24 protein-coding genes are annotated in these 19,087 nt (G+C 66.2%); 14 read left to right on the top strand and 10 right to left on the bottom strand.

All coding sequences use genetic code 11. The features are described from left to right. Nucleotides 1-21 precede the first annotated feature (21 nt). Nucleotides 22-732 carry a helix-turn-helix domain-containing protein gene (locus NMQ09_RS19455; protein ID WP_255192223.1) on the bottom strand — a complete coding sequence of 237 codons (711 nt, stop codon included), beginning with the start codon at nt 730-732 and terminating at the stop codon, nt 22-24. A gap of 108 nt (nt 733-840) precedes the next feature. Between NMQ09_RS19455 and NMQ09_RS19450 the strand changes: the two genes are divergently transcribed. Next, a complete protein-coding gene (locus NMQ09_RS19450) occupies nt 841-1,371 on the top strand; it encodes a GNAT family N-acetyltransferase (protein ID WP_255192222.1) in 531 nt (176 codons plus the stop codon). A 10-nt stretch (nt 1,372-1,381) separates the two neighbouring features. Here NMQ09_RS19450 and NMQ09_RS19445 read toward each other — a convergent pair whose 3' ends face one another. Continuing rightward, entirely contained in the window at nt 1,382-1,954 is a 573-nt protein-coding gene (locus NMQ09_RS19445; RefSeq protein WP_255192221.1) for a DUF7978 family protein, read from the bottom strand. 188 nt (nt 1,955-2,142) lie between these two features. Here NMQ09_RS19445 and NMQ09_RS19440 point away from each other — a divergent pair, with 188 nt between their 5' ends. From NMQ09_RS19440 to NMQ09_RS19420, 5 genes are all read left to right on the top strand, one after another. Further along, a complete protein-coding gene (locus tag NMQ09_RS19440) occupies nt 2,143-2,373 on the top strand; it encodes an AbrB/MazE/SpoVT family DNA-binding domain-containing protein (protein ID WP_255192220.1) in 231 nt (76 codons plus the stop codon). After that, nucleotides 2,374-2,763, top strand: a complete 390-nt coding sequence (locus NMQ09_RS19435) for a type II toxin-antitoxin system VapC family toxin (RefSeq protein ID WP_255192219.1) — start codon at nt 2,374-2,376, stop codon at nt 2,761-2,763. A gap of 25 nt (nt 2,764-2,788) precedes the next feature. Then, nucleotides 2,789-4,303, top strand: a complete 1,515-nt coding sequence (locus tag NMQ09_RS19430; RefSeq protein ID WP_255192218.1) for a replication factor C large subunit — start codon at nt 2,789-2,791, stop codon at nt 4,301-4,303. 87 nt (nt 4,304-4,390) lie between these two features. After that, nucleotides 4,391-4,567 carry a hypothetical protein gene (locus tag NMQ09_RS19425; RefSeq protein WP_255192217.1) on the top strand — a complete coding sequence of 59 codons (177 nt, stop codon included), beginning with the start codon at nt 4,391-4,393 and terminating at the stop codon, nt 4,565-4,567. Between the two features lie 123 nt (nt 4,568-4,690). Next, on the top strand, nt 4,691-4,852 hold the full coding sequence (locus NMQ09_RS19420; RefSeq protein WP_255192216.1) for a hypothetical protein: 162 nt from the start codon (nt 4,691-4,693) through the stop codon (nt 4,850-4,852). A gap of 34 nt (nt 4,853-4,886) precedes the next feature. Here NMQ09_RS19420 and NMQ09_RS19415 read toward each other — a convergent pair whose 3' ends face one another. Further along, a complete protein-coding gene (locus NMQ09_RS19415) occupies nt 4,887-6,092 on the bottom strand; it encodes an aminotransferase class I/II-fold pyridoxal phosphate-dependent enzyme (RefSeq protein WP_255192215.1) in 1,206 nt (401 codons plus the stop codon). A 245-nt stretch (nt 6,093-6,337) separates the two neighbouring features. Next, the gene (gene rbcL, locus NMQ09_RS19410; RefSeq protein ID WP_255192214.1) at nt 6,338-7,588 is read right to left on the bottom strand and encodes a type III ribulose-bisphosphate carboxylase; all 1,251 of its coding nucleotides are present in this window, start codon (nt 7,586-7,588) and stop codon (nt 6,338-6,340) included. A 142-nt stretch (nt 7,589-7,730) separates the two neighbouring features. Here rbcL and NMQ09_RS19405 point away from each other — a divergent pair, with 142 nt between their 5' ends. From NMQ09_RS19405 to NMQ09_RS19390, 4 genes are all read left to right on the top strand, one after another. Continuing rightward, the gene (locus NMQ09_RS19405; RefSeq protein ID WP_255192213.1) at nt 7,731-8,135 is read left to right on the top strand and encodes a hypothetical protein; all 405 of its coding nucleotides are present in this window, start codon (nt 7,731-7,733) and stop codon (nt 8,133-8,135) included. A gap of 48 nt (nt 8,136-8,183) precedes the next feature. Next, nucleotides 8,184-8,846, top strand: a complete 663-nt coding sequence (locus NMQ09_RS19400) for a hypothetical protein (protein ID WP_255192212.1) — start codon at nt 8,184-8,186, stop codon at nt 8,844-8,846. A 47-nt stretch (nt 8,847-8,893) separates the two neighbouring features. Beyond that, nucleotides 8,894-9,307, top strand: a complete 414-nt coding sequence (gene trxA, locus NMQ09_RS19395; protein ID WP_255192211.1) for a thioredoxin — start codon at nt 8,894-8,896, stop codon at nt 9,305-9,307. 94 nt (nt 9,308-9,401) lie between these two features. After that, on the top strand, nt 9,402-10,754 hold the full coding sequence (locus tag NMQ09_RS19390) for a class-III pyridoxal-phosphate-dependent aminotransferase (RefSeq protein ID WP_255192210.1): 1,353 nt from the start codon (nt 9,402-9,404) through the stop codon (nt 10,752-10,754). Nucleotides 10,755-10,762: 8 nt separating this feature from the next. Here NMQ09_RS19390 and NMQ09_RS19385 read toward each other — a convergent pair whose 3' ends face one another. Next, nucleotides 10,763-11,035 (bottom strand): hypothetical protein, encoded by a 273-nt coding sequence (locus tag NMQ09_RS19385; protein ID WP_255192209.1) that lies wholly within the window; start codon nt 11,033-11,035, stop codon nt 10,763-10,765. A 92-nt stretch (nt 11,036-11,127) separates the two neighbouring features. After that, nucleotides 11,128-11,451 (bottom strand): ribbon-helix-helix protein, encoded by a 324-nt coding sequence (locus NMQ09_RS19380; RefSeq protein WP_255192208.1) that lies wholly within the window; start codon nt 11,449-11,451, stop codon nt 11,128-11,130. 104 nt (nt 11,452-11,555) lie between these two features. On the opposite strand from NMQ09_RS19380, the gene NMQ09_RS19375 reads away from it, so the two are divergent. Next, complete coding sequence (locus NMQ09_RS19375) at nt 11,556-12,353, top strand: hypothetical protein (protein WP_255192207.1); 798 nt, start codon at nt 11,556-11,558, stop codon at nt 12,351-12,353. Nucleotides 12,354-12,399: 46 nt separating this feature from the next. On the opposite strand, the gene NMQ09_RS19370 is transcribed toward NMQ09_RS19375, so the two are convergent. The 3 genes from NMQ09_RS19370 to ilvA all read right to left on the bottom strand — a co-directional run bounded on the left by NMQ09_RS19370 (nt 12,400) and on the right by ilvA (nt 14,131). After that, the gene (locus NMQ09_RS19370; protein ID WP_255192206.1) at nt 12,400-12,561 is read right to left on the bottom strand and encodes a hypothetical protein; all 162 of its coding nucleotides are present in this window, start codon (nt 12,559-12,561) and stop codon (nt 12,400-12,402) included. 111 nt (nt 12,562-12,672) lie between these two features. Beyond that, nucleotides 12,673-12,816, bottom strand: coding sequence for an HVO_2523 family zinc finger protein (locus NMQ09_RS19365; RefSeq protein WP_255192205.1), 144 nt, complete (start codon nt 12,814-12,816; stop codon nt 12,673-12,675). 70 nt (nt 12,817-12,886) lie between these two features. Next, entirely contained in the window at nt 12,887-14,131 is a 1,245-nt protein-coding gene (gene ilvA / locus NMQ09_RS19360) for a threonine ammonia-lyase (RefSeq protein WP_255192204.1), read from the bottom strand. 206 nt (nt 14,132-14,337) lie between these two features. Here ilvA and NMQ09_RS19355 point away from each other — a divergent pair, with 206 nt between their 5' ends. Further along, entirely contained in the window at nt 14,338-15,747 is a 1,410-nt protein-coding gene (locus tag NMQ09_RS19355) for an aspartate aminotransferase family protein (protein WP_255192203.1), read from the top strand. Nucleotides 15,748-15,784: 37 nt separating this feature from the next. Here the strand turns inward: NMQ09_RS19355 and NMQ09_RS19350 are convergent, their stop codons facing one another. Then, nucleotides 15,785-16,171 (bottom strand): Rid family detoxifying hydrolase, encoded by a 387-nt coding sequence (locus NMQ09_RS19350; RefSeq protein ID WP_255192202.1) that lies wholly within the window; start codon nt 16,169-16,171, stop codon nt 15,785-15,787. Nucleotides 16,172-16,697: 526 nt separating this feature from the next. Between NMQ09_RS19350 and NMQ09_RS19345 the strand changes: the two genes are divergently transcribed. After that, a complete protein-coding gene (locus NMQ09_RS19345; protein ID WP_255192201.1) occupies nt 16,698-18,341 on the top strand; it encodes a BCCT family transporter in 1,644 nt (547 codons plus the stop codon). A 78-nt stretch (nt 18,342-18,419) separates the two neighbouring features. Next, nucleotides 18,420-19,067 (top strand): DUF8102 family protein, encoded by a 648-nt coding sequence (locus NMQ09_RS19340; protein WP_255192200.1) that lies wholly within the window; start codon nt 18,420-18,422, stop codon nt 19,065-19,067. Nucleotides 19,068-19,087 lie beyond the last annotated feature (20 nt).

Raw genomic sequence — 19,087 nt, 5'->3', positions numbered from 1 at the left:
GAACGGTCGCCCGGGACGCCCTCACTCGAGTTCGACGAGCTCCTCGAGCATCTCCTCGAGCGCCATCGTCGTGACGGCCAGCGAGTAGCCGTCGATCCGGGCGAGGTCGGCCGCGTGGTCCCAGAGGGCGTCTTCGTCGATGCCGTGGAGGACGACGGCGTTGGGCGTGGGGTTGACGACCCGAAGGGCCACCAGCGGTGACTCACCGCGGGTGACGCCGGTGAACACCAGCGCGCGGTTCGTGCTCTGGCCGTAGAGGCGGAAGAACTCCTCGCTCGAGAGGCGCGTGATCGCCTGAATGCTGTCGATGACGGTGTGACCGCTGATCCGATCGGTTCCGCCCGGTGCGACCTCTGTGGCGTCGATGGTGTCGTAAAAGCGAACGAGGGGCATCGTCGTGGCGTACTCGCGCAGGTCGTAGACGACGTCGCTCTCGAAACCCGCCGAGAGGACGCGGCCGTACTGGCGGATACGGCCGCCACCCCGGCGTTCGTCGATCGCGAGCAGACCGTCGACGAGCCGCTTGACGACGCCGATGCCGGGGCTCTGCCGGCGGCCGCTCTCGTAGTCCGAGATCACCGACGAGGAGACCTCGAGCTCGGCCGCCAGGTCGGTCTGGGAGACGTCGAAGTCGGTCCGCCACTTGCGTAACGTCGCCCCCGGATCGTCGCTCAGCGTAATCTCCCCGGCGATTTTCTCTGCGAGTTCGCGTTTCGGCCCACGTCCGCCCATGCACGTTGGCTCGAACGGTCGGGACAAGTAGCTACCGGAGCGGACGCCTGCCGACTGGCGACGGCTGCGAACCGACACACACAGGCCCGCTCGAGCGAATCGAGCGACATGGACGCGAACGCCGACGTTCGACCGTACGATCCGGACGCAGACCGTGAGGCGATGTGGGAACTCAAGCGCTCGTTCGAGCTCACCCTCGCGAGCGGCACCGGCGGCGAGGAGAAAGAACGAACCTACGAGGAAAAACTCACCGACGCCTACCGCGAGCGCTACCTCGAGTGGGTCGACCGCTGTGTCGACGAGCAGCCCCGATCGGTGACGGTCGCCGCCGTCGACGGCGAGCTCGTCGGCTACGTCTTCGTGCTCCCCGAGTCGCTGTCGATGATCTGGGACGCCGCCGTCCTCAACGAACTGTTTCTCGACGAGGGCTACCGCGGGACCGGGATCGCCGACGAGCTGATGGCCGCCGCGCTCGCCTTCGCCGACGACCAGGACCTCCCGCTCGAGCGGATCGTCCTCGACGTCGACCGGGACAACGAGCGGGCGCGGGCGTTCTACGCCCGCCACGGCTACGAACACTGGGGCGAGCTGGTGGCCCGGCCGGTCGAGGGCGGGACCGAGGTCGAAGACGAGGACTGATCGAACTCGATCACCGGCGGCCGGCGGCCAGCCGGACGAGGAGGCCGCCGAGCGCGCCGAACAGCGCTGGATAGAAGATCCCCGCGAGGAAGACGGCGGTGACGGGATCCGGGCGGAGCTGCTCGCCGCCGACGGTGACGGTGACCGCGGCGACCCCGGCGATCGCGAGCGGGAGGTAGCCGACGAGGACCGTTGCGCCGCTCACGAGCGCGTCGGCGCCGCTCCGGAGCTCGGTGCGCCGCTGCCAGGTGACGAGCGCGCCGGCGGCGAGCAACAGCAGGGGCGGCACGGCGAAGAGGACCGAGAGGTGGCCGTCGTTGGCGTCGACGACGTTCACGCTGAAGGGAGTGAACGGACCGCGCGGAATCCGGACGGCGACCCCGTGGGCGTTGTAGAACAGCCACCCAACCAGTCGCCACTCGGCGGCGTCGTCGGTGAGTAACTGGAGTCCCTGGGCGGCGAAGCTCGCCTCGAGTTCCTCGAGCGAGAGGACGTAAGTGACGAGGTAGCCGACGACCCACGCGAGGGCGCCGGCGAGTGCGCCGGCGGTGACGGGGATCCGGAACCGATCGGGCTCGGTCATAGCCTGTAGAGGGGCGCCGGGCGGATAAGCCGTTCTGGCTCGACGGCTCATACTGACCGGCGAGGGTCTGCGTCCTCGAGCCATCGGCCGTTCGTGAATGCAGAGACAAACTCCGACAAGCGAACACAGAATGGGTATCTTCCATATATCGGGGAACGTTTTTACTCTTGCCCACCATACACCGAGGTATGTCAGACGTGGCGCTTGACGACCGCGGTCGCCTCACGCTCCCGAAGGAGGTCCGAGAGCGATACGGGGACCGATATCACGTCGTTCAGCTTCCCGACGGGGTCAAACTGGTTCCGGTCGCCGACGACCCGCTCGAGGCACTCAGGGACGAGTTCGCGGATGTCGAGAAGTCGGCTGACGTACTTCGTGACGAAGCACGTAACGCAGCGCTCGACGAGGCCGGACGATAGATGTATGCAGAAACCGATTTTCTCCTCGCACTAATTAAGGACGATGACTGGCTCGGCGAGGCCGCCGAGTTTGTGTACCGGGAACACCGTGACGAGTTGTGGACGTCACAGTTCACCCTCATCGAACTCCTGATGGTCGCCTACCGGGAAGAACGTGATACCGAACGTGTCGTTTCGAACGCCGCCAACCTCGTCGAGGTACGCGGTGACGTGGAGACGGTCGTGACGGCGGCGACGTACGTTGAAGACCACGGGTTCACACCGTTCGATGCGCTTCACCTCGTCGAATCGAACGGCGATACCATCGTCTCGAGCGACGAGACGTATGCGGACGTCACGTCCCGTCTGGACCTGAAGGGAATCGACGACGAGGGACTCCGCAACCACTAAACGCGCCTTTCACCTACCACCGACAATGAGTGACTGGACCGAGAAGTACCGGCCGTCGACGCTGTCGGAGGTCCGGGGGAACAACAAGGCCCGCGATCAGCTGAAAGCGTGGGCCGAGAGCTGGGACGACCACCGGAAGGCGGCGATCGTCCACGGCAGCCCCGGCGTCGGCAAGACCTCGGCCGCCCACGCGCTCGCGAACGACCTGGGCTGGCCCGTGATGGAGCTCAACGCGAGCGACGACCGCCAGGCCGACGTCATCAAGCGCGTCGCAGGCGAGGCCGCAAAGAGCGGCACGCTGACCGGCGGCGAGGCGGGGCGGCGGCTCGTCGTTCTGGACGAGGCGGACAACTTCCACGGCTCGGCGGACTACGGCGGCTCGAGGGAGGTCACGACGCTCGTCAAGAGCGCGAGCCAGCCGATGGTGCTCGTCGCTAACGAGTTCTACGACATGAGCCAGTCGCTCCGGAAGGCGTGTGAGACGATCGAGTTCCGCGACGTCTCCGCGCGTTCGATCGTCCCCGTCCTGCGGGACATCTGCCGACGCGAGGGAATCGAGTTCGACGAGGAGGCCTTACGGAAGATCGCCGAGTCGACCTCGGGCGACCTCCGATCGGCCGTCAACGACCTGCAGGCGATCGCCGAGCAGGCGGAGAAACTGACCGTCGAAGACGTCGTCACGGGCGAGCGCGACCGGACGGCGGGGATCTTCGACTTCCTCGACGCGCTGATCAAGGAAGAGGACGCCGAAGGGGCGCTGCGAGCCTCCTACGACGTCGACGAGACGCCCGACGAGTTGCTCAACTGGATCGAGGACAACGTCCCCAAAGATTACGAGGGCGGCGAACTGGCCGACGCCTACGAGTTCCTCGCGAACGCCGACCGCTGGCTCGGCCGCGTTCGCGCCACGCAAAACTACTCCTACTGGCGCTACGCCTCCGACAACATGACCGCCGGCGTCGCCGCCTCTCGCCGCGAGCCGAAAGGCGGCTGGACGCGCTACGGCCCGCCGAGTTACTGGTCGAAGCTCGGTCGTACGCGAGGGACCCGCGACACCCGCGACTCGATCGCCGAACGGATCGCCGAACGCGAAGGGACGAGCGTCGCGACCGCCCGGCAGGAACTCATGCCGTTTCTCGCGGAGATGAGCCACCACTGCCGGAACCGCGACCTCACGGTTCGGATGGCCGCCGCCTACGACCTCGACGCGAAGGAGGTCTCGTTCGTCACTGGCAGCGGCGCGGACACGAAGAAGGTCCAGTCGATCGTCGAGGACGCCGAAGAACGGACGGCCGAACAGGTCGTCGAGCACGCCGGAGACGCCTTCCTCGAGGGTTCGAGCTCGAGGGCGGACGACGCGGACGACGGTGACGTCGGCGATGCGGCGGACGGTCAGGTGACGCTCGCGTCCTCGAGCGACGCAGAAACTGATGCAAGCGCCGAAACCGGTGGACGGGGCGACGGCGAGGGCGAAGAACACTCCGACGACGGGGGCGACGACTCCGAGGACGGACAGGCAGGGCTGTCCGACTTCTTCTGAGTTCGACGAACGACGTTTCACGTCAACTATTCGATTGATCGACACCGTTAGGTCGATGCGTGGTGACACTACTCGTGGTGGTCGCCGATGACTGGCTCTCACAGCTGTCCGCTCTGCACCGACACGTACGAGGAGATGGGCGATCTGCGCGTGCACCTCGAGGTCGAGCACCGAAAGTCCGAACTCACGCGATACATCCTCGAGGGGCTCGACGCCAGAACGGATCCGACGGTCGAACGACACGAGCCCCCGTCGACAGTGTGAACGGTCGACTTCGAAGCGGCGGTTAGATAGGCGAGCGGAGAGCGCGCCGAACGTCCTGTTCGAACGATAGCTCACAGATGGGTTTAGGTAGGTACGTGATGACTGTACACACGATGATCAACCGTGGCATCGAGTAACAACTGTCCCCTCTGTGAACACGTGTACGCCGACGAACGAACCCTGCAGGTCCACCTCGAAGTGAACCATCGGAAATCAGAGCTCGCGACGTTCGTCGTCGCCCACCACGACCAGCGGGCGACGCCACCGGCCAGTCTGCCGTCGTAGCCCGTGAGTCAGCCACGACGCTCGAGCGGGCCCGTTACAGCAACCCGAGTTCTTCGCCAGCGGTCTGGAACGCCTCGAGGCAGGCGACGACGTCGTCCCGATCGTGGCTCGCCATCGGGGCGACCCGGACCCGGCCCGCGCCCGCCGGAGCCGTTGGCGGGCAAAGCGGGTGGACGACGACGCCCCGTTCCCGGACGCCGTCGACGAGCGCGAGTGCGTCGCGACGGTCACAGACGCACACTGCCAGGAGCTGTGAGTCGCCGAGGACCGGATACCCCATCGCCTCGAGGCCGTCGCGGAGGTGGGCGACGTTGTCCCAGAGGCGTTCGCGAACGTCGCTGTGGCGGGCGACGTGGAGCGCCTCGCTCGCCGTCGCAGCCGCAGCGGGGGCGAGACCCGCCGAGCAGGCGAACGACCGGGCGTCGGTGACCAGCGTCTCGATGAGGGCGTCATCCCCCGCGACGTAGCCGCCCTGGCTCGCGAGCGCCGTCGAGAGCGACCCCAGCTGGACGTGGATCCGATCCTCGAGTCCTTCGGCCTGGACGACCCCGCCGCCGTCGACGTAGAGGCCGGTGGCGTGGGTCTCGTTGACCAGCACCCACGCGCCGAACTCGTCGGCGACGTCACAGATCGCCGAGAGCGGCGCGACGGTACCGTCCACGTCGAACACGGAGTCGGTACCGACCAGCCACGACTCTCCATCCGAAATTCGTTCGGCTCGCTCCGCCATCGACGCGTGCAGGTCGGCCGCGTCACAGTGATCGTAGCGTACCACCTCCGCGCTGGAAAACCGGCACCCGTCGGTGATGCTCGAACGAGTCGACTCGTCTACGAAGATCACGTCCGGCTCGAGGGCGGTGATCGTCCCGACGGCCGCCGCGTACCCCGAGGCGAAGGCGAGCGCCCGGTCGGTCCCCAGCGTCTCGGCGAGCAGTCGCTCCAGGTCGTGGTGGACGAGCGTGTCGCCGGTGACGAGTCGACTCGAACCGGCACCGGTGCCGACGACGGCCGTCGCCCGCCGGGCGGCGTTCTGTACCCGCTGGTCCGCCGTCAGCCCGAGGTAGTTGCTCGAGGCGAAGACGAGTTCCTCCTCGCTTCCGAGAACCGGAAGGTCGCCGCTGGCGGGTGCGGCGAAGTAGCTCCGCTCGGCGACGCGATCGACGGGCGAAAGCGTCCGCCTCGTTTCCGCGTCCTCGAGTGTGGCGACGCGCTCGTCGAGGTCGAACCCACGGTCTTCCATCCGATTTCACGGAGACAGGCCCACGGTTTCACTCTCACGGTTCGATTCGGTCACGGGTGGTGACCGGTCACAACCTGGCAGCGATCCGACGGGCTCGCTGCCGTCGGACGCACCCCCGCAGGGTGAGTCGGCCGCCGACTGCGCGGGGCTGGTGCGACGCCGTCGTTCGTCGTCGCTCGGGCGCCTCGCTGGTGAACGCCCGCTCGAGGGCGGCGCTCACGTTCCGGCCCCGACGGTGGGCACCGCTACCGCGGCGTCTCGGCGCCCCACTTCTCGAGCGCCGTCGCCAGTTCCGCGTGATCGTCGGCGTACGCCTCGAGGCTCGTCCCTGCGACCGAGGCGTCGACGGCCTGGCGGAGCGCCTTTGCGCCCGCGTGGGTGCCGTCGGGATGGCCGTGGATGCCGCCGCCGGCCTGGACGATGAGGGTCGTCCCGAGCGTCTCGAGCAGCTGGTCGACGACGCCGGGGTGGAGGCCGCCGGAGGCGACGGGGAGGACCGGCTTCACCCCGTAGAGGTCCGAGGTGAGCCACTCGTTGATCCCCGGGGTGTCCTCGTTCTCGAGTTTGCCCAGGCCCGCGGTGCCGGTGTGGATGTGATCGACGCCGCAGAGCCGCGAGATCTGGGCGAGCACGCGCATCGAGACGCCGTGGTGGGGCAAACGGTCGAAGGCGGCGTGCATCGCGCGGTGGGCGTGAATCGCCAGGTCGTGTTTCTCCGCCCGTTCGCGCACCGACTGGACGGCCGACCAGCCACACGTGACGACGTCGACCATGACGAAGCCGCCGCCGTGCTCGGCCACGAGGTCGACGCGCTCGAGCATCACGTTCGTCTCGGCGGTGACGTTGACGAGGTAGTCCTTGCGTTCGCCCGTCTCCTCCTGAGCGCGGTCGCGGGCGGCTAAGCTCTCGGTCAGGCGCGCTTCGAACGGGTTGAACCCCTGGTCGGTGAGGTTCTCGTCGTCCTTGAGGAGGTCGACGCCGCCGAGCCAGGCCTCCTCGCCGACGCGGGCGTGAGCGGCCGTCGAGAGACCGACTTTGGGTTTCGGCACGGTCGCCAGCACGGGTCGATCCCCGGCGTCGAGTTTCTCGGTCGCGACGCTCGTCCCGAAACGCGGCCCCGGGAAGCCCTCGACGATCGACTCGGGCCAGTGACAGTCCTCGAGTCGGATCGTGTCCACGGCCTTCATCCCCAAAATATTCCCCGCGATACACGAGAGGATCTGGGCCATGCTCCCGGCCTCGAACAGGTCGGCGGGGTAGGCCACGGTGACCTCGCCCCCGTCGATCTCGCAGGCGACGGCACCGAGGTGGGTGAGTTCGTCCTCGTCGACGTGGAGGGCCGCCCACGTGCCGTTCGACGATTCGGAGGCGACGCGACTCGCGGCCGCCTCCATCGACATCCCGTCGGCGGGGTCGATCGTGAACGCACAGACGAGGTCGGTCTCTGACGGTTCGTACTCGAGGTCGAGGAAGTCGTCGTATTCGATTCCAGTCATCGTAACGTCGCCGATTCACCCGCCGACGTAATAGGAGTTGTGCAGGGTCCTCGAGCGACGAGAATCGACCGCAGAAGGTGGACCTCGAGCGACGAGAATCGACGTCGGCAAGTGAGTTCTACACCAGTGCAGGGACTCACTGATGCAGTCGGAGTCGTCACCCTCGATCGAGGTCGTCGTCACCGTGCACTCGCTCACCGCATTCGTGTTGATCCTCGCGTTCTCGCTCGCTCCCGCGCTCGCGTTCCTCGGGCTCTGGAAGTGCCTCGAGTATCTCCGGGACGATGCGCTCGTCACGGAGCTCCAGACGGTCCACGGGTTCGACCTGTCGACCGGCGTCGGCCTGGCTGCGTTCGTCCCGTCTCGCCGGTCATCGTCGGCCACGTCGACGCTCGTCTCCTGCCCGGCCTGTACGGAGCCGATCGTAGCGGGAGAGCCGTGTCACAGCTGTGGCAGCCAGCTCGAGGGCGACTCTCACGCCAGGTGTGAGGAGCGTTCCAGCTCGAGGCCCGTCTCGGCCCGAAAGGGTACTGATAGCGCGGAGTGACTTTCCCGAAATTTAAAGGTTTTGGCCGATAAAGGAAAGAGAGAGAACATGACCGACAGCACGACCGACGGCGAGACGACCGGGGTCGACGTCGGACCCAGCATGGACGAGCTCTTCGGGGCCGTCGAGGAGGAGCCGCTGGAACGGGAATCGGTCGACCGGAGCGTGGACGAGCACGAGGGGATCGAAGACCAGACGGCGAGCGACGTGTTCGAGCAGTTCCGACGCGAGGCAGACGGCCAGTCAGCCGTCGACGACGTCCTGGGCGAGGAGAGCCCCGACGACATCATCACCGGTGTGGCCGACGAGGAGCCGACGTCGACAGCAGACGAGCTCCTCGACGAGGACGCACTCGAGGACCTGCTGCTCACCGGCCGACGAAAAGCAGACGAGTTCCTCTGGGTCGACACCGGCAGCGGCACGGACGCGGACGAGCCCGAGCCGACCGCCGACGAGCCGGCACCGGCGGACGCCCCGGAGGCCGACTCCACAGGAGACGACCCGGTAGACCGCGGCGAGCCCGGTTCCGACGAGCGCGACCTCGAGAGTGAGGACACAACTGGCGACGAAGCCGACGCTGCCGAGGCGAGCGCCAGCGACGCCGACGACCCGGCCGGCACAGCCGACTCCGCCTCCAACGAGGACGAAGACGAACCCGAGGACGGCTCGAGCAGCCTGGTCGGTCGGGTCCGTTCCTCACTCGGTCTCTGATCGGTCCACGTCGCAACCGTTTTTTCTGCGCCCGGACTACGACGAGTATGGACGAACCGGACGAACTCGAGCGAATTCGCGAGAAAAAGCGCGAACAGCTCCGCGAGCGTGCCGAACGGGAACAGCAGCTGTCGGCCACGCCCGACGCTCCGATCCCCGTCCAGGGACCGGCGCACTTCGAGGAAGTCCTCGAGGAGTACCCGACCGTCCTCGTCGACTTCTACGCCGACTGGTGTGGCCCCTGTCAGATGCTCGCACCGATCCTCGATCGGCTCGCCGCGGACACGGCAGCGGCGGTCGCGAAAGTCGACACCGACGCCCACCAGCTCCTCGCCCAGCAACACGGCGTCCGGGGGCTGCCGACGCTCGTGCTGTTCGTCGACGGCGAGCCGGCCGAGCGACTCGTCGGGATGCAAGACGAGGCGCGACTCAGGCAGGTGCTCGATACGCACACCGACTAGGCGCTGGTGTCGGCAACAGGGCTCGCCCGGCGAGTTACTAGAAATTGCCACGACCGAAACGAATATTTTAACCGACGGGTCGCTAACTGGCCACATGGACCGAGACACGGTCGAACCACAGGTATCGAACATTCCCGGAGCGCGAGCCGAGCAGTGGGCGTCTTACCACCACGAGTTCGCCGCTCCCAGTACCTACGTTTACGAGTTCGTCTGGGACACGCAGGCGCCCGCCGAAGGGCCCTTCTGCACCGACGTCGACGGCAACGTCCTCCTCGATTTCACGAGCCACGTCGCCGCTGCCCCGCTCGGCTACAACAATCCGTTGATTCGCGACCGGCTTCGCGAGTTCGACCTCGTCGACCCGACGAAGATCGCCGGCCAGGACTTCTACGTCAGCGGCGGCTTCCCGCCCGAGGATAGCGAGTTCCCGGGGCCGACGGAGCTCATGGAGCGACTGGTGGATCTCACGAGCCACTACGACATGGACCGCGTCTTCCTCTCGAACTCCGGCGCAGAGGCCGTCGAGAACGCCATCAAGATCTGTTACACCAGCGGCGGCCACCGTGGATTTACGACCGACGGCGCGTTCCACGGCCGGACCCTGGGCGCACTCTCGCTCAACCGATCGAAGATGGTCCACCGGAAAGGCTACCCCGAAGTTCCGGGGATCGTGAGCGTACCCTACCCGTCGACCGACGAGGAGTACGAGGGCAGCTGGTGCACCGACGGCCCCGGCGGCAACGTGATCGCCGACAAGCTGGACCCCAATCAGGGCGTCATCGACCCCGCGGAGGTCGCGTACCTGATCCTCGAGCCCATCCAGGGCGAGGGCGGCTACCGCCCCGCCCACCCCGAGTTCGCCCGCGACGTCGAGGACCTGCGCGAGCGCTTCGACCTGAACGTGATCGTCGACGAGATCCAGACCGGTCTCGGCCGCACGGGAGAGCTGTGGGGCGTCGACCACCTCGAGCTCACCCCGGACGTGATCACGAGCGCGAAGGGGCTGCGCGTCGGCGCGACGATCTCTCGCTCGGACGTCTTCCCCGAGGAGGAGGGTCGGATCTCCTCGACCTGGGGAGCCGGCGACCTCCTCGCCTCCCTGCAGGGCGTGCTCACCATCGACGCGATCCGCGAGGAGAACCTGCTCGTGAACGTTCGCGACCGCGGCCAGCAGCTCCGTGATCGCCTCGAGGAGGCCGACGCCGACGGGCTGATCGACGTCCGCGGCCGTGGCCTCATGCTCGCCGTCGAGTTCGACACGAAAGAACGCCGGGAAGCGGTCGTCGAGGCCGCGTTCCGCCGCGGCTTGCTCGTCCTCGGCTGTGGCTACAAGTCGCTCCGATTCCTCCCGCCGCTCGACGTCACCGCACGCGAGATCGACCTCGCTGCGGAGCTCTTCCTCGAATCGGTCGACGAGGTCGCCACGGAGCTGACGCCGACGGCCTGAGAACCGACTCAGAACCCGCCGGGGCCACCGCGACCAGGCCCACCCATACACACCGGACAGGTGCAGAGTAGCTCGTGGACGACCACGGACTCGTCCGGCTCGCGTTCCTCGACTGGTCCGTCGGACCGCTCGGACTCGCTCGACGGCTCGGACTCTGCTCGCTTCTCACGTCCGGCTGCGTTCGAATCTGGAGCGCGGCCCGCGCCGATCGTCACCGCCAGCCCACCGGCGCCGAAGAGGCTGGCGATAATCGTTCGTCTCGTGTACGTCCGGTCGGACATCGTGAAGTCGTCCGACCGGTTCGGGCTGGTCGAATAAAAAGTTCGGTCTCGGTTCACCTCGCGACGAGGCGTCGATGCCGTCTGCCGTCGCCTCAGAACTGGTAACGTCGCTCGTCGTCGAGTTTCGGATATCGGTTCTCGCCGGTCATCTCCGCGTAGGTCATCCCCGTGAGGTACTCGTCGTAGGTGACGTCGTACCCCGAGCGCAGGTGGAAGTCGAGGCTGCCGGTGTCGACCGTCGTCTGAAAGAGCATGTGGATCGCCCGGCGGACGAGTTCGTCCGTCTCCTCGGGCTCGAGGACGGTCTCGAGCAGTGCGAGTTCGTTGCGAGTCTCCCGGTCGAGCGAGACGGTGAGTTCCTCCCCGAGAGCGGAGTAGGTCGAGTGCAGCTCCTCGTTCAGGTCGTCGAGGCTCATGCCCGGGAGAAACGGGGCCCGCCGCTTAGCCCTTTCGTGCCGGCCCGGGAATCCGTCGGGTCGACGGGCAAAGCATAATACTGCGGGAGAGACACCCGTACCCAATGAGCGACGAATCAGGAGACGGATCCGACGGTGGACGGGACAGCGGCGGCATCGACACCCCCGGCGGCGGCCCGCGTCGCGTCGTCTCCGAGAGGAGCGTCGACGACATCCTCGAGTCGCTGAACGACGCGAGCGAGGAGAAAGCGGACGAAGACGAATGCGAACCGGCGACCGGCGCATCGGTTCGCCTGGAATACGACGAGCCCCAGTCGACACGGGACGACGCTCGAGTCGACGAGCGTGACGCCGACGGTGCCGACAGTGATGACACCGATGACACCAGCGAAGAATCCGGAGCGGACTCGAGCGACGACGAGGTCCTCCAGGCAACTGATCTCGATGCTCCGGCGGTCGACGACGACGGCGACTCGTCTGTGCTCGAGGAAGGCGACGACGGCGACTCGACAGTGGTCGAGGAAGGCGGCGACTCGTCGGTGGTCGAGAAGGTCGACGGTGAGGCGCAGGAGTCGGAGGACGACGCGTCACAGTCAGACGCGGCTCTCGCCGCCCGCATCGAAACCGGTGCCGTGACTGGCGCGGACGTCCGCGCGGCCGAGGCCGGCGAAGGCCGCGAAGCGACGCCCGACATCGACGAGATCGACCTCTCACTGGACGACCTCGAGGAGTCGCCGACGAGCGCGAGCACTCCGTCGGGGACCGGTGGATCGGCCGACGGTCCGCTCGCCGGTTCGCTCGAGCGCGACGAGGGGACCACGGACGACGGTGACGGCTCCCGCGACGACGACGGTGCCGACGGCGGACTGTTCGGTCGGCTTCGAACCCTGTTCTCGCGGTAGTGCGCGCGGAGAAATCGGGGCGTCTCGAGTCGAGTGAAAGGCGAAATCAGTACTCGAGCGCGCCGATCCACCGCTCGCTTCCGTTCACCTGGCAGAACGGGGCGTGATTCCGCTCGCAGTTCGGATCCATACACCACCCACACCGGCACCAGCGCTGGAGCGATTCGTCGTGGATCGGTCGTCGGCACAGCGTACATCTGGTGACCATATGTTAGTCCATGCCATGGTGTAGCATAACAATGCCCCGTCGTTCCGCTCGAGGTGACTGTGAGTCCCGAGGGAAAGACGGTGGTGACTGTGAACACGGAAAATCGACCGGTCACCGAAACGGATCCGAGCAGTCGTAGACGACGCCGTGTTGCGGACAGACGTACTTACAGTGGCGCTTGTACAGGGATGACTCACAGAGGGGGCAGGGAGGTCCCGCCGTCCGTCCTCGTTCGTCGTCGGTGTGGGTCGTCATCAGTGTCCGCTCACCCGTTCGTCTCCCGAACCGGGTCGAGAGCTGTTTCGAGAACGACCCCGTGACCCTATCAACGTGACGACCCGGCTTCCCGGACGGCGCCGTCGACCAGGGCCACACCCTCGAGCCCCCCGACGGCCGCGAGGGTCGCCTCGAGGTGGTCGGGGCTGCTCCCCGACACCGTGAGTTCGACCGGCGTTCGGTTGGGGTCGTCGCCGTCGGCCCGACGCGGCGCGTGAACGGCCTCCAGACCGGCACCGTGGTCGGTCAGGACGTCGACGATCGCGGTCAACGCCGCGGGCCAGCCGGCGACGGCGAGTCGGACCGTTGCCCGTCGGCCGAGTTCGGCTAGCCCCGTTTCGACGAGGTCGACGTGATCGCTCATATCGACGTTTCCGCCGGAGACGACCGCGACGACGTGCTCGTCGGTGACGTCGACGGCGCCGCTCAGGAGGGCGGCGACGGGTGTAGCACCCGCAGGTTCGGCGACCGTCTTCGCGCGCTCAGCCAGGAACGCGACGGCCGCGGCGATTTCCCGGTCGGTGACCGTCACGACGTCGTCGACGCGTTCGCGCGCGAGGGCGAACGTCTTCTCGAGCAGCCGGGTGTCGGCGATGCCGTCGGCGACGGTGTCGACCGTCTCGAGTTCGTGGATCTCGCCGCGCTCGAGCGACGGCCCGGCGTGGGCGGCTCCGGTCGGCTGGACGCCGATCACGCGGACGTCGTGCTCGAGTGAGTCGAGGCCGGTGGCGACGCCGCCGATCAGCCCGCCGCCGCCGATGGCGACGAGGACCGTCTCGATCTCGGGGCACTCCTCGGCGAGCTCGAGGCCGACGGTTCCCTGGCCGGCGACGATCCGCTCGTCGTTGAAGGGATGGACGAACGCGAGACCTTCCTCGTCGGCGAGCTCGAGCGCACGTGCGTAGGCGTCCTCGTAGATCTCCCCCTCGACGAGTACCTCGGCGCCGTAGCCGCGGGTGGCCGCGATCTTCGCCGCCGGCGTGATCTCGGGGACGACGATCGTGGTCTGGATCCCGAGCAACTGGCCCGCGAGGGCGACCCCCTGGGCGTGGTTTCCCGCACTGGCAGCGATCACGCCGCGGTCGCGACCGTCCGCGGGAAGCTGGCTTATGTGGTTGTACGCGCCGCGAATCTTGAACGAACCCGTTCGCTGGGTGTTCTCGAGTTTGAGTCCGACCGAGGCCGCCCCACACCGCGCTGTGAGCGTCGTCGATCGATCGAGCGGCGTCCGATGGACGACGGGATCGATTCGCTCGCGGGCTGCCTCGACGTCGGCGACGGTAACGAGTGACATACTCGAGCTAGTGTGAGACGATAGCTTAAACGGATTGTGTATTCGTCGAGATCGAATACTGATCGAGATGCTTCCGTTCGTCGATCAGCTGTCGACGATGCCGACTCGGAGCGTCGCCGTTTGTTCCGGTTCGTAAACGATTACTGATAGATACAAGTCAGGAACTGTTAACAAGCTATTTGTGAACGGTCCCCCTTGTGCCCGTCATGGTTGCTGGACCACCGATTACGGAACTCCACTACGAGATCGCACCCGACGTCGAAACGGTACCCGGACCGAAAACGCGCCGGTTACTCGAGAAACAACGCGAGATCGACAGCAGTGCGGTCGCGTACCCGAACGACATCCCGATCGCCTTCGAGGAGGGAAAGGGGGCGACGGTCCGGGACGTCGACGGTAACACGTACATCGACATGTTCGCCGGCATCGGCGTCCTCAACGTCGGCCACGCCAACCCGTACGTGCTCGAGGCCGTCGAAGAACAGTCGAAGAAACTCGTCCACACGGTGGACTTCCCGACGGAGGCCCGCCTCGAGTTAATCGAGAAGCTCGACGAGATCGCCCCGAGCGGCCTCCGTGGACAGAACCGGGTCGTCTTCGGCGGGCCGACCGGCAGCGACGCCGTCGAAGCGTCGATCAAACTGGCGAAGTACAACACCGGCGGCGACGGGCTCATCGCGTTCCGGGGCTCCTATCACGGTGCAACGCCGGGGGCGATGACGCTCACCTCGAACAAGAAGTTCAAGGGTCACTACACGCCGCTGGTTCCGGAGGTGACCCACGTCCGGTATCCGACGCCGACTGCCGACGCGGGGACGGGCGACGCGGAAGCGATCTGTTCTCGGCCCGCCGCGGAGTGCTGTGGCTCGTTCTCCTGTGCGCGCGCCTTAGAGGAGGTCCAGGCGGTTCTCGAGGATCCCTACGGCGGCCTCGCGAACCCCGCCGGCATCTTCGTCGAACCGATCCAGGGCGAAGGTGGCATCATCGTTCCGCCGGAGGGGTTCCTTCAGGGGCTGCGCGATCTCGCCGACGACAACGACGTCCCGCTGATGTTCGACGAGATCCAGAGCGGGCTCGGCCGGACCGGCCAGTGGTGGGCCAGCGACTGGCACGGCGTCAGCCCGGACATCATGACCTCGGCGAAGGCGCTCGGGGGCGTCGGCTTTCCGCTCTCGGCGACGATGTACCACGAGGAGCTCGACACCTGGGGACCGGGCGACCACGCCGGCACCTACCGCGGCCACGTCGTCGGGATGCGCGCGGGCACCCGAGCCATCGAGTACATCCAGGAACACGATCTGCTGGCCCACGCCCGGGAGCTGGGCGAGCACATCCGCGGGCGGCTCCGCGAGGCCGGTGAGGACTCCGAGCGCGTCCTCGACGTCCGCGGCAAGGGGCTGTTCATCGGCGTCGAGTTCGTCGACGAAGACGGCCAACCCGACGGCGACGCCGTCGACGACATCCAGCAGTACTGTTTCGAACACGGCGTCCTCGTCTGGACGGCCGGCCGCCACAGTAACGTCCTGCGGCTCATCCCGCCGCTCGTCCTCACCCGGGAGCTAGCCGACATCGCTCTCGACGTGCTCGTCGACGCGATCGAGCACGCCACGAACTGATCTCCCGGTTCGACCGCGGACGCCGACGAGCCGCCGATCAGCCCAGGTACGCGATCGCGTCCATCTCGACGACCACATCGCCGGGAAGTCGCGAGACTTCCACGCAGACTCGCGTCGGCAACGGCTCCGAAAAAGCGGCGGCGTACGCCTCGTTCATCCGATCGTACGCTTCGAGATCGGTCAGGTAGACGGTCACCTTCACGACGTCGTCCATCGAGCCGCCGGCTTCCTCGACGACGCCGCGGACGTTCTCGAGAACGCGCGTCGTCTGTGCCTCGATGTCGCCCTCGAGTTCCTCGCCGCTCTCGGGGTCGACGGGTCCGAAACCGGAGACGTAGAGGTGGTCCCCGACGCGGCGTCCCTGGGAGTACGGGTTGTCGTTTTGCGGTGCATCGCTCGTCGAAATCTCCGTTCGCTCGCTCATGTCGATCACGGCCGAGTGGGTCGAGTGCTCGACGACTCGGCTCGAGCACGACATCGAGGAACCGACAGTTAGCGTTTCCGTATTTCACATACACAGAATCCGTGTACCATCCTGTCAGTGGCCCCTCGTATCACTGACCGACAGGAAGTTCCAAAACCGCAAGACTGCGTGGTGCTTACTCGACGTCACCGAGGAGATTGTACCAGTCCGTTCGGTCGATGGATGGTTCTACTGGGCGTGGCGTCGTCGCCGTCTGGCGATTTACTGGTGGTGACGAAGAACGAACGTCGGCATCCAGTTTCTGTATACAGAATCCGTTTTCGACGACTACAGTTATAGCAACTCTTAATATACTCCTGAGCGTGGTCCTGCCGTGTGGTGACTCCCAACATGGGGAACAATAGCTGGCAACTCGGGATAGACCGGGCGAATCGATCGGGTGGTCGTGGTACGGGTTCGAACACGGGCACGTACGAGACAGTTATCTGTAACCGTCGCCGGAACCGACACGTAGGAGGTGAGATCGATGGCTGAGTCGGACGATCTCGGGGCGGTCGGACGGTTCACCGAGGAGATCGACTGGGTGGTCTTCCTCGTCGGTGCGGGGCTGACGCTCACCTTCATCGCAGCCTACCTGCTCGCTCCCGAAATGGTCGTCGGAGAAGACGGAGAAGGGGGAGCCATCGGCTTCGCAAACACGCTGTTTCTGGAGTACATCAACTGGGCGATCCTGTTGATCGTCTTCCTGATCGTCCTCTTCTTGCTCTTCCTGATCGTCGGGCCCTGGGGAAGCATCAGGTTCGGCGACGATCCGCCGGAGTTCAGCTTCCTCTCGTTTTTCGCGATGCTGTACTCGGCAGGGTTCGCCGCTGGGGTCGTCTTCTGGGGACCTACCGAGGCGTTGTTCTACTACGATAGCCCCTCGCCGCTGTTCGGGGCCGAGGGCGGTACCAGCGAGGCGATGACCCTCGCCGTCCAGCAGACGATTTTCCACTGGGCGCTCCCGCAGCTGGCCGTCTTCACGATCATGGGGATCGCGATCGGCTACTTCGCGTACAACTACGAGAACGTGCCGCTGCGCGTCTCCTCGATCCTCACGCCCTTCATCGGTGCCGACCGGCTCGACGGGCCGCTCGCGAAGGTCGTCGACATCTTCGCCGTCTTCGCGACCATCGGCGGCGTCGCCACCTCGCTCGGCTTCATCGGCAGCCAGTTTGTCACGGGGCTCGACTATCAGTGGGGCATCAATCTCGGTGACACCGGGATCATCCTCGTGGTCATCGGAATGACGCTGCTGTTTACCCTCTCGATGGTACTCGGGGTAAATCGCGGCATCCGTCGACTCTCGAACTTCAACATGATCCTGTTCGTCGCACTCATGCTGGCAACGTTCATCGTCGGGCCGACGATGTTCCTGGTGTTGCTCGGCACGCAGGCGTTCGGCGGGATGCTCACCGACTTCGTCTCGATGAGCCTGTTCACCGGCTCGGGCGTCGAGGGCGGCACGGAGTGGTCCAACACCTGGACGGTGTTCTACTGGGCATGGGCGCTCTCGTGGGCCCCGTTCGCTGGCCTGTTCATCGCGCGCATCTCGCGCGGTCGGTCCGTCCGCGAGGTCGCGTTCACCGGCATCGCCGCCACCTCTGCCGCGACGATCCCGTGGTTCACCTTCGTCGGCGGCACGGCCGTCTGGGCCGAGCACAACGGCGTCGCAACGTTCCTCGGTGACCCCGAGTTCAGCGCCGACGTCGCGGGCTTCATCCTCTTCGAGACGTTCCCGTTCGGAACCGTCTTTATGCTCGCGTTCATGATCCTCGTGACCTCCTTTTTCGTCACGTCGGCCGACTCCTCGACGCTCGCCGTCTCGATGATGACAACGGGCGGGAAGGCGAAACCGTCGAACATCAACCGTATCTTCTGGGGCGTGATGCTCGGCGCGACCGCCGGGATCCTCATGGTCCTCAGCGTCGAGGGTGTCGAGGCGCTCCAGTCCGCCGCGGTCATCACCGGCGGGCCGTTCGCCTTCGTCTGTCTGATCGCCCTGATCGGCCTCGTCAAGGAGTTCAGCTCGAGTCACGGCCGCGTGTTGCTTCAGGACGAGACACGGATCATCGGCAGTCAGACCGAGGACACGCCACAGCGTGACGTCGTCCCCGGCGACGACGACTGACCGCCTCGACGTTCAGCCCGGCCGACAGAATCGGCCGTATCCGGAACTATTATTCGGTATCGTATACAGTTTCTGTGTATGACTATGGACGACGACGAGACCGAGGACCTGCTCGCGTACGATCCCGACCGCGAACGTGGGATCCTCACCCCGAGCGACCGGGAGTTCCTGCTCGGCCGGAAGACCGACTACACGGAGCACTCGAAGAAACAGAAACGAAACCGGATCCGCCGGCGCATCCGGAACGCGATTCTCGATTTCACCATCATCTTCGAACACTTAGACGACCGCGACCGCGAGACGGTGTTCGACCCCGAAGACGCAGAGCGAGAAGCCTACACCCGAGGGATCACCGACATGCTCGCGCTGCTCCACCTCGGGACGATGGGCTACTCCACCCCGTTCAAGGACATGCTCGCCCGCGGCGTCTACAAGGCCGAACAGGAACTCGCCGGTTCGGACTACCGGATGGTGAACGTCTACTTCAACGTCGATCCCGTCGGCCAGATCGACGTCGACGACGTCATCGACAAACTCGAGCGCGGCCAGTTCGAGGAGGTCACCGACGAGGAACTGCGGGCGTTCGTCCGCCTGCTCGCCGAGTCAGACGAGTTCTCCGCCGGCCCGATGCGCGAGGACATCAAAGGGCAGATGGCCGAGTTCGCCGAGAAGGCCACCCAGGCCGCCCTCGAGCGCGAGCAGCGACTCGAGGAACTCACGGACTAGGGGGTTCACCGGTCGAGACG

This window comes from Natronobeatus ordinarius (assembly GCF_024362485.1).
In the GTDB taxonomy this organism is placed as follows: Archaea; Halobacteriota; Halobacteria; order Halobacteriales; family Natrialbaceae; genus Natronobeatus; species Natronobeatus ordinarius.
Note: the sequence above shows the minus strand (reverse complement) of the source record. Positions and strands in the feature narration are given on the sequence as shown.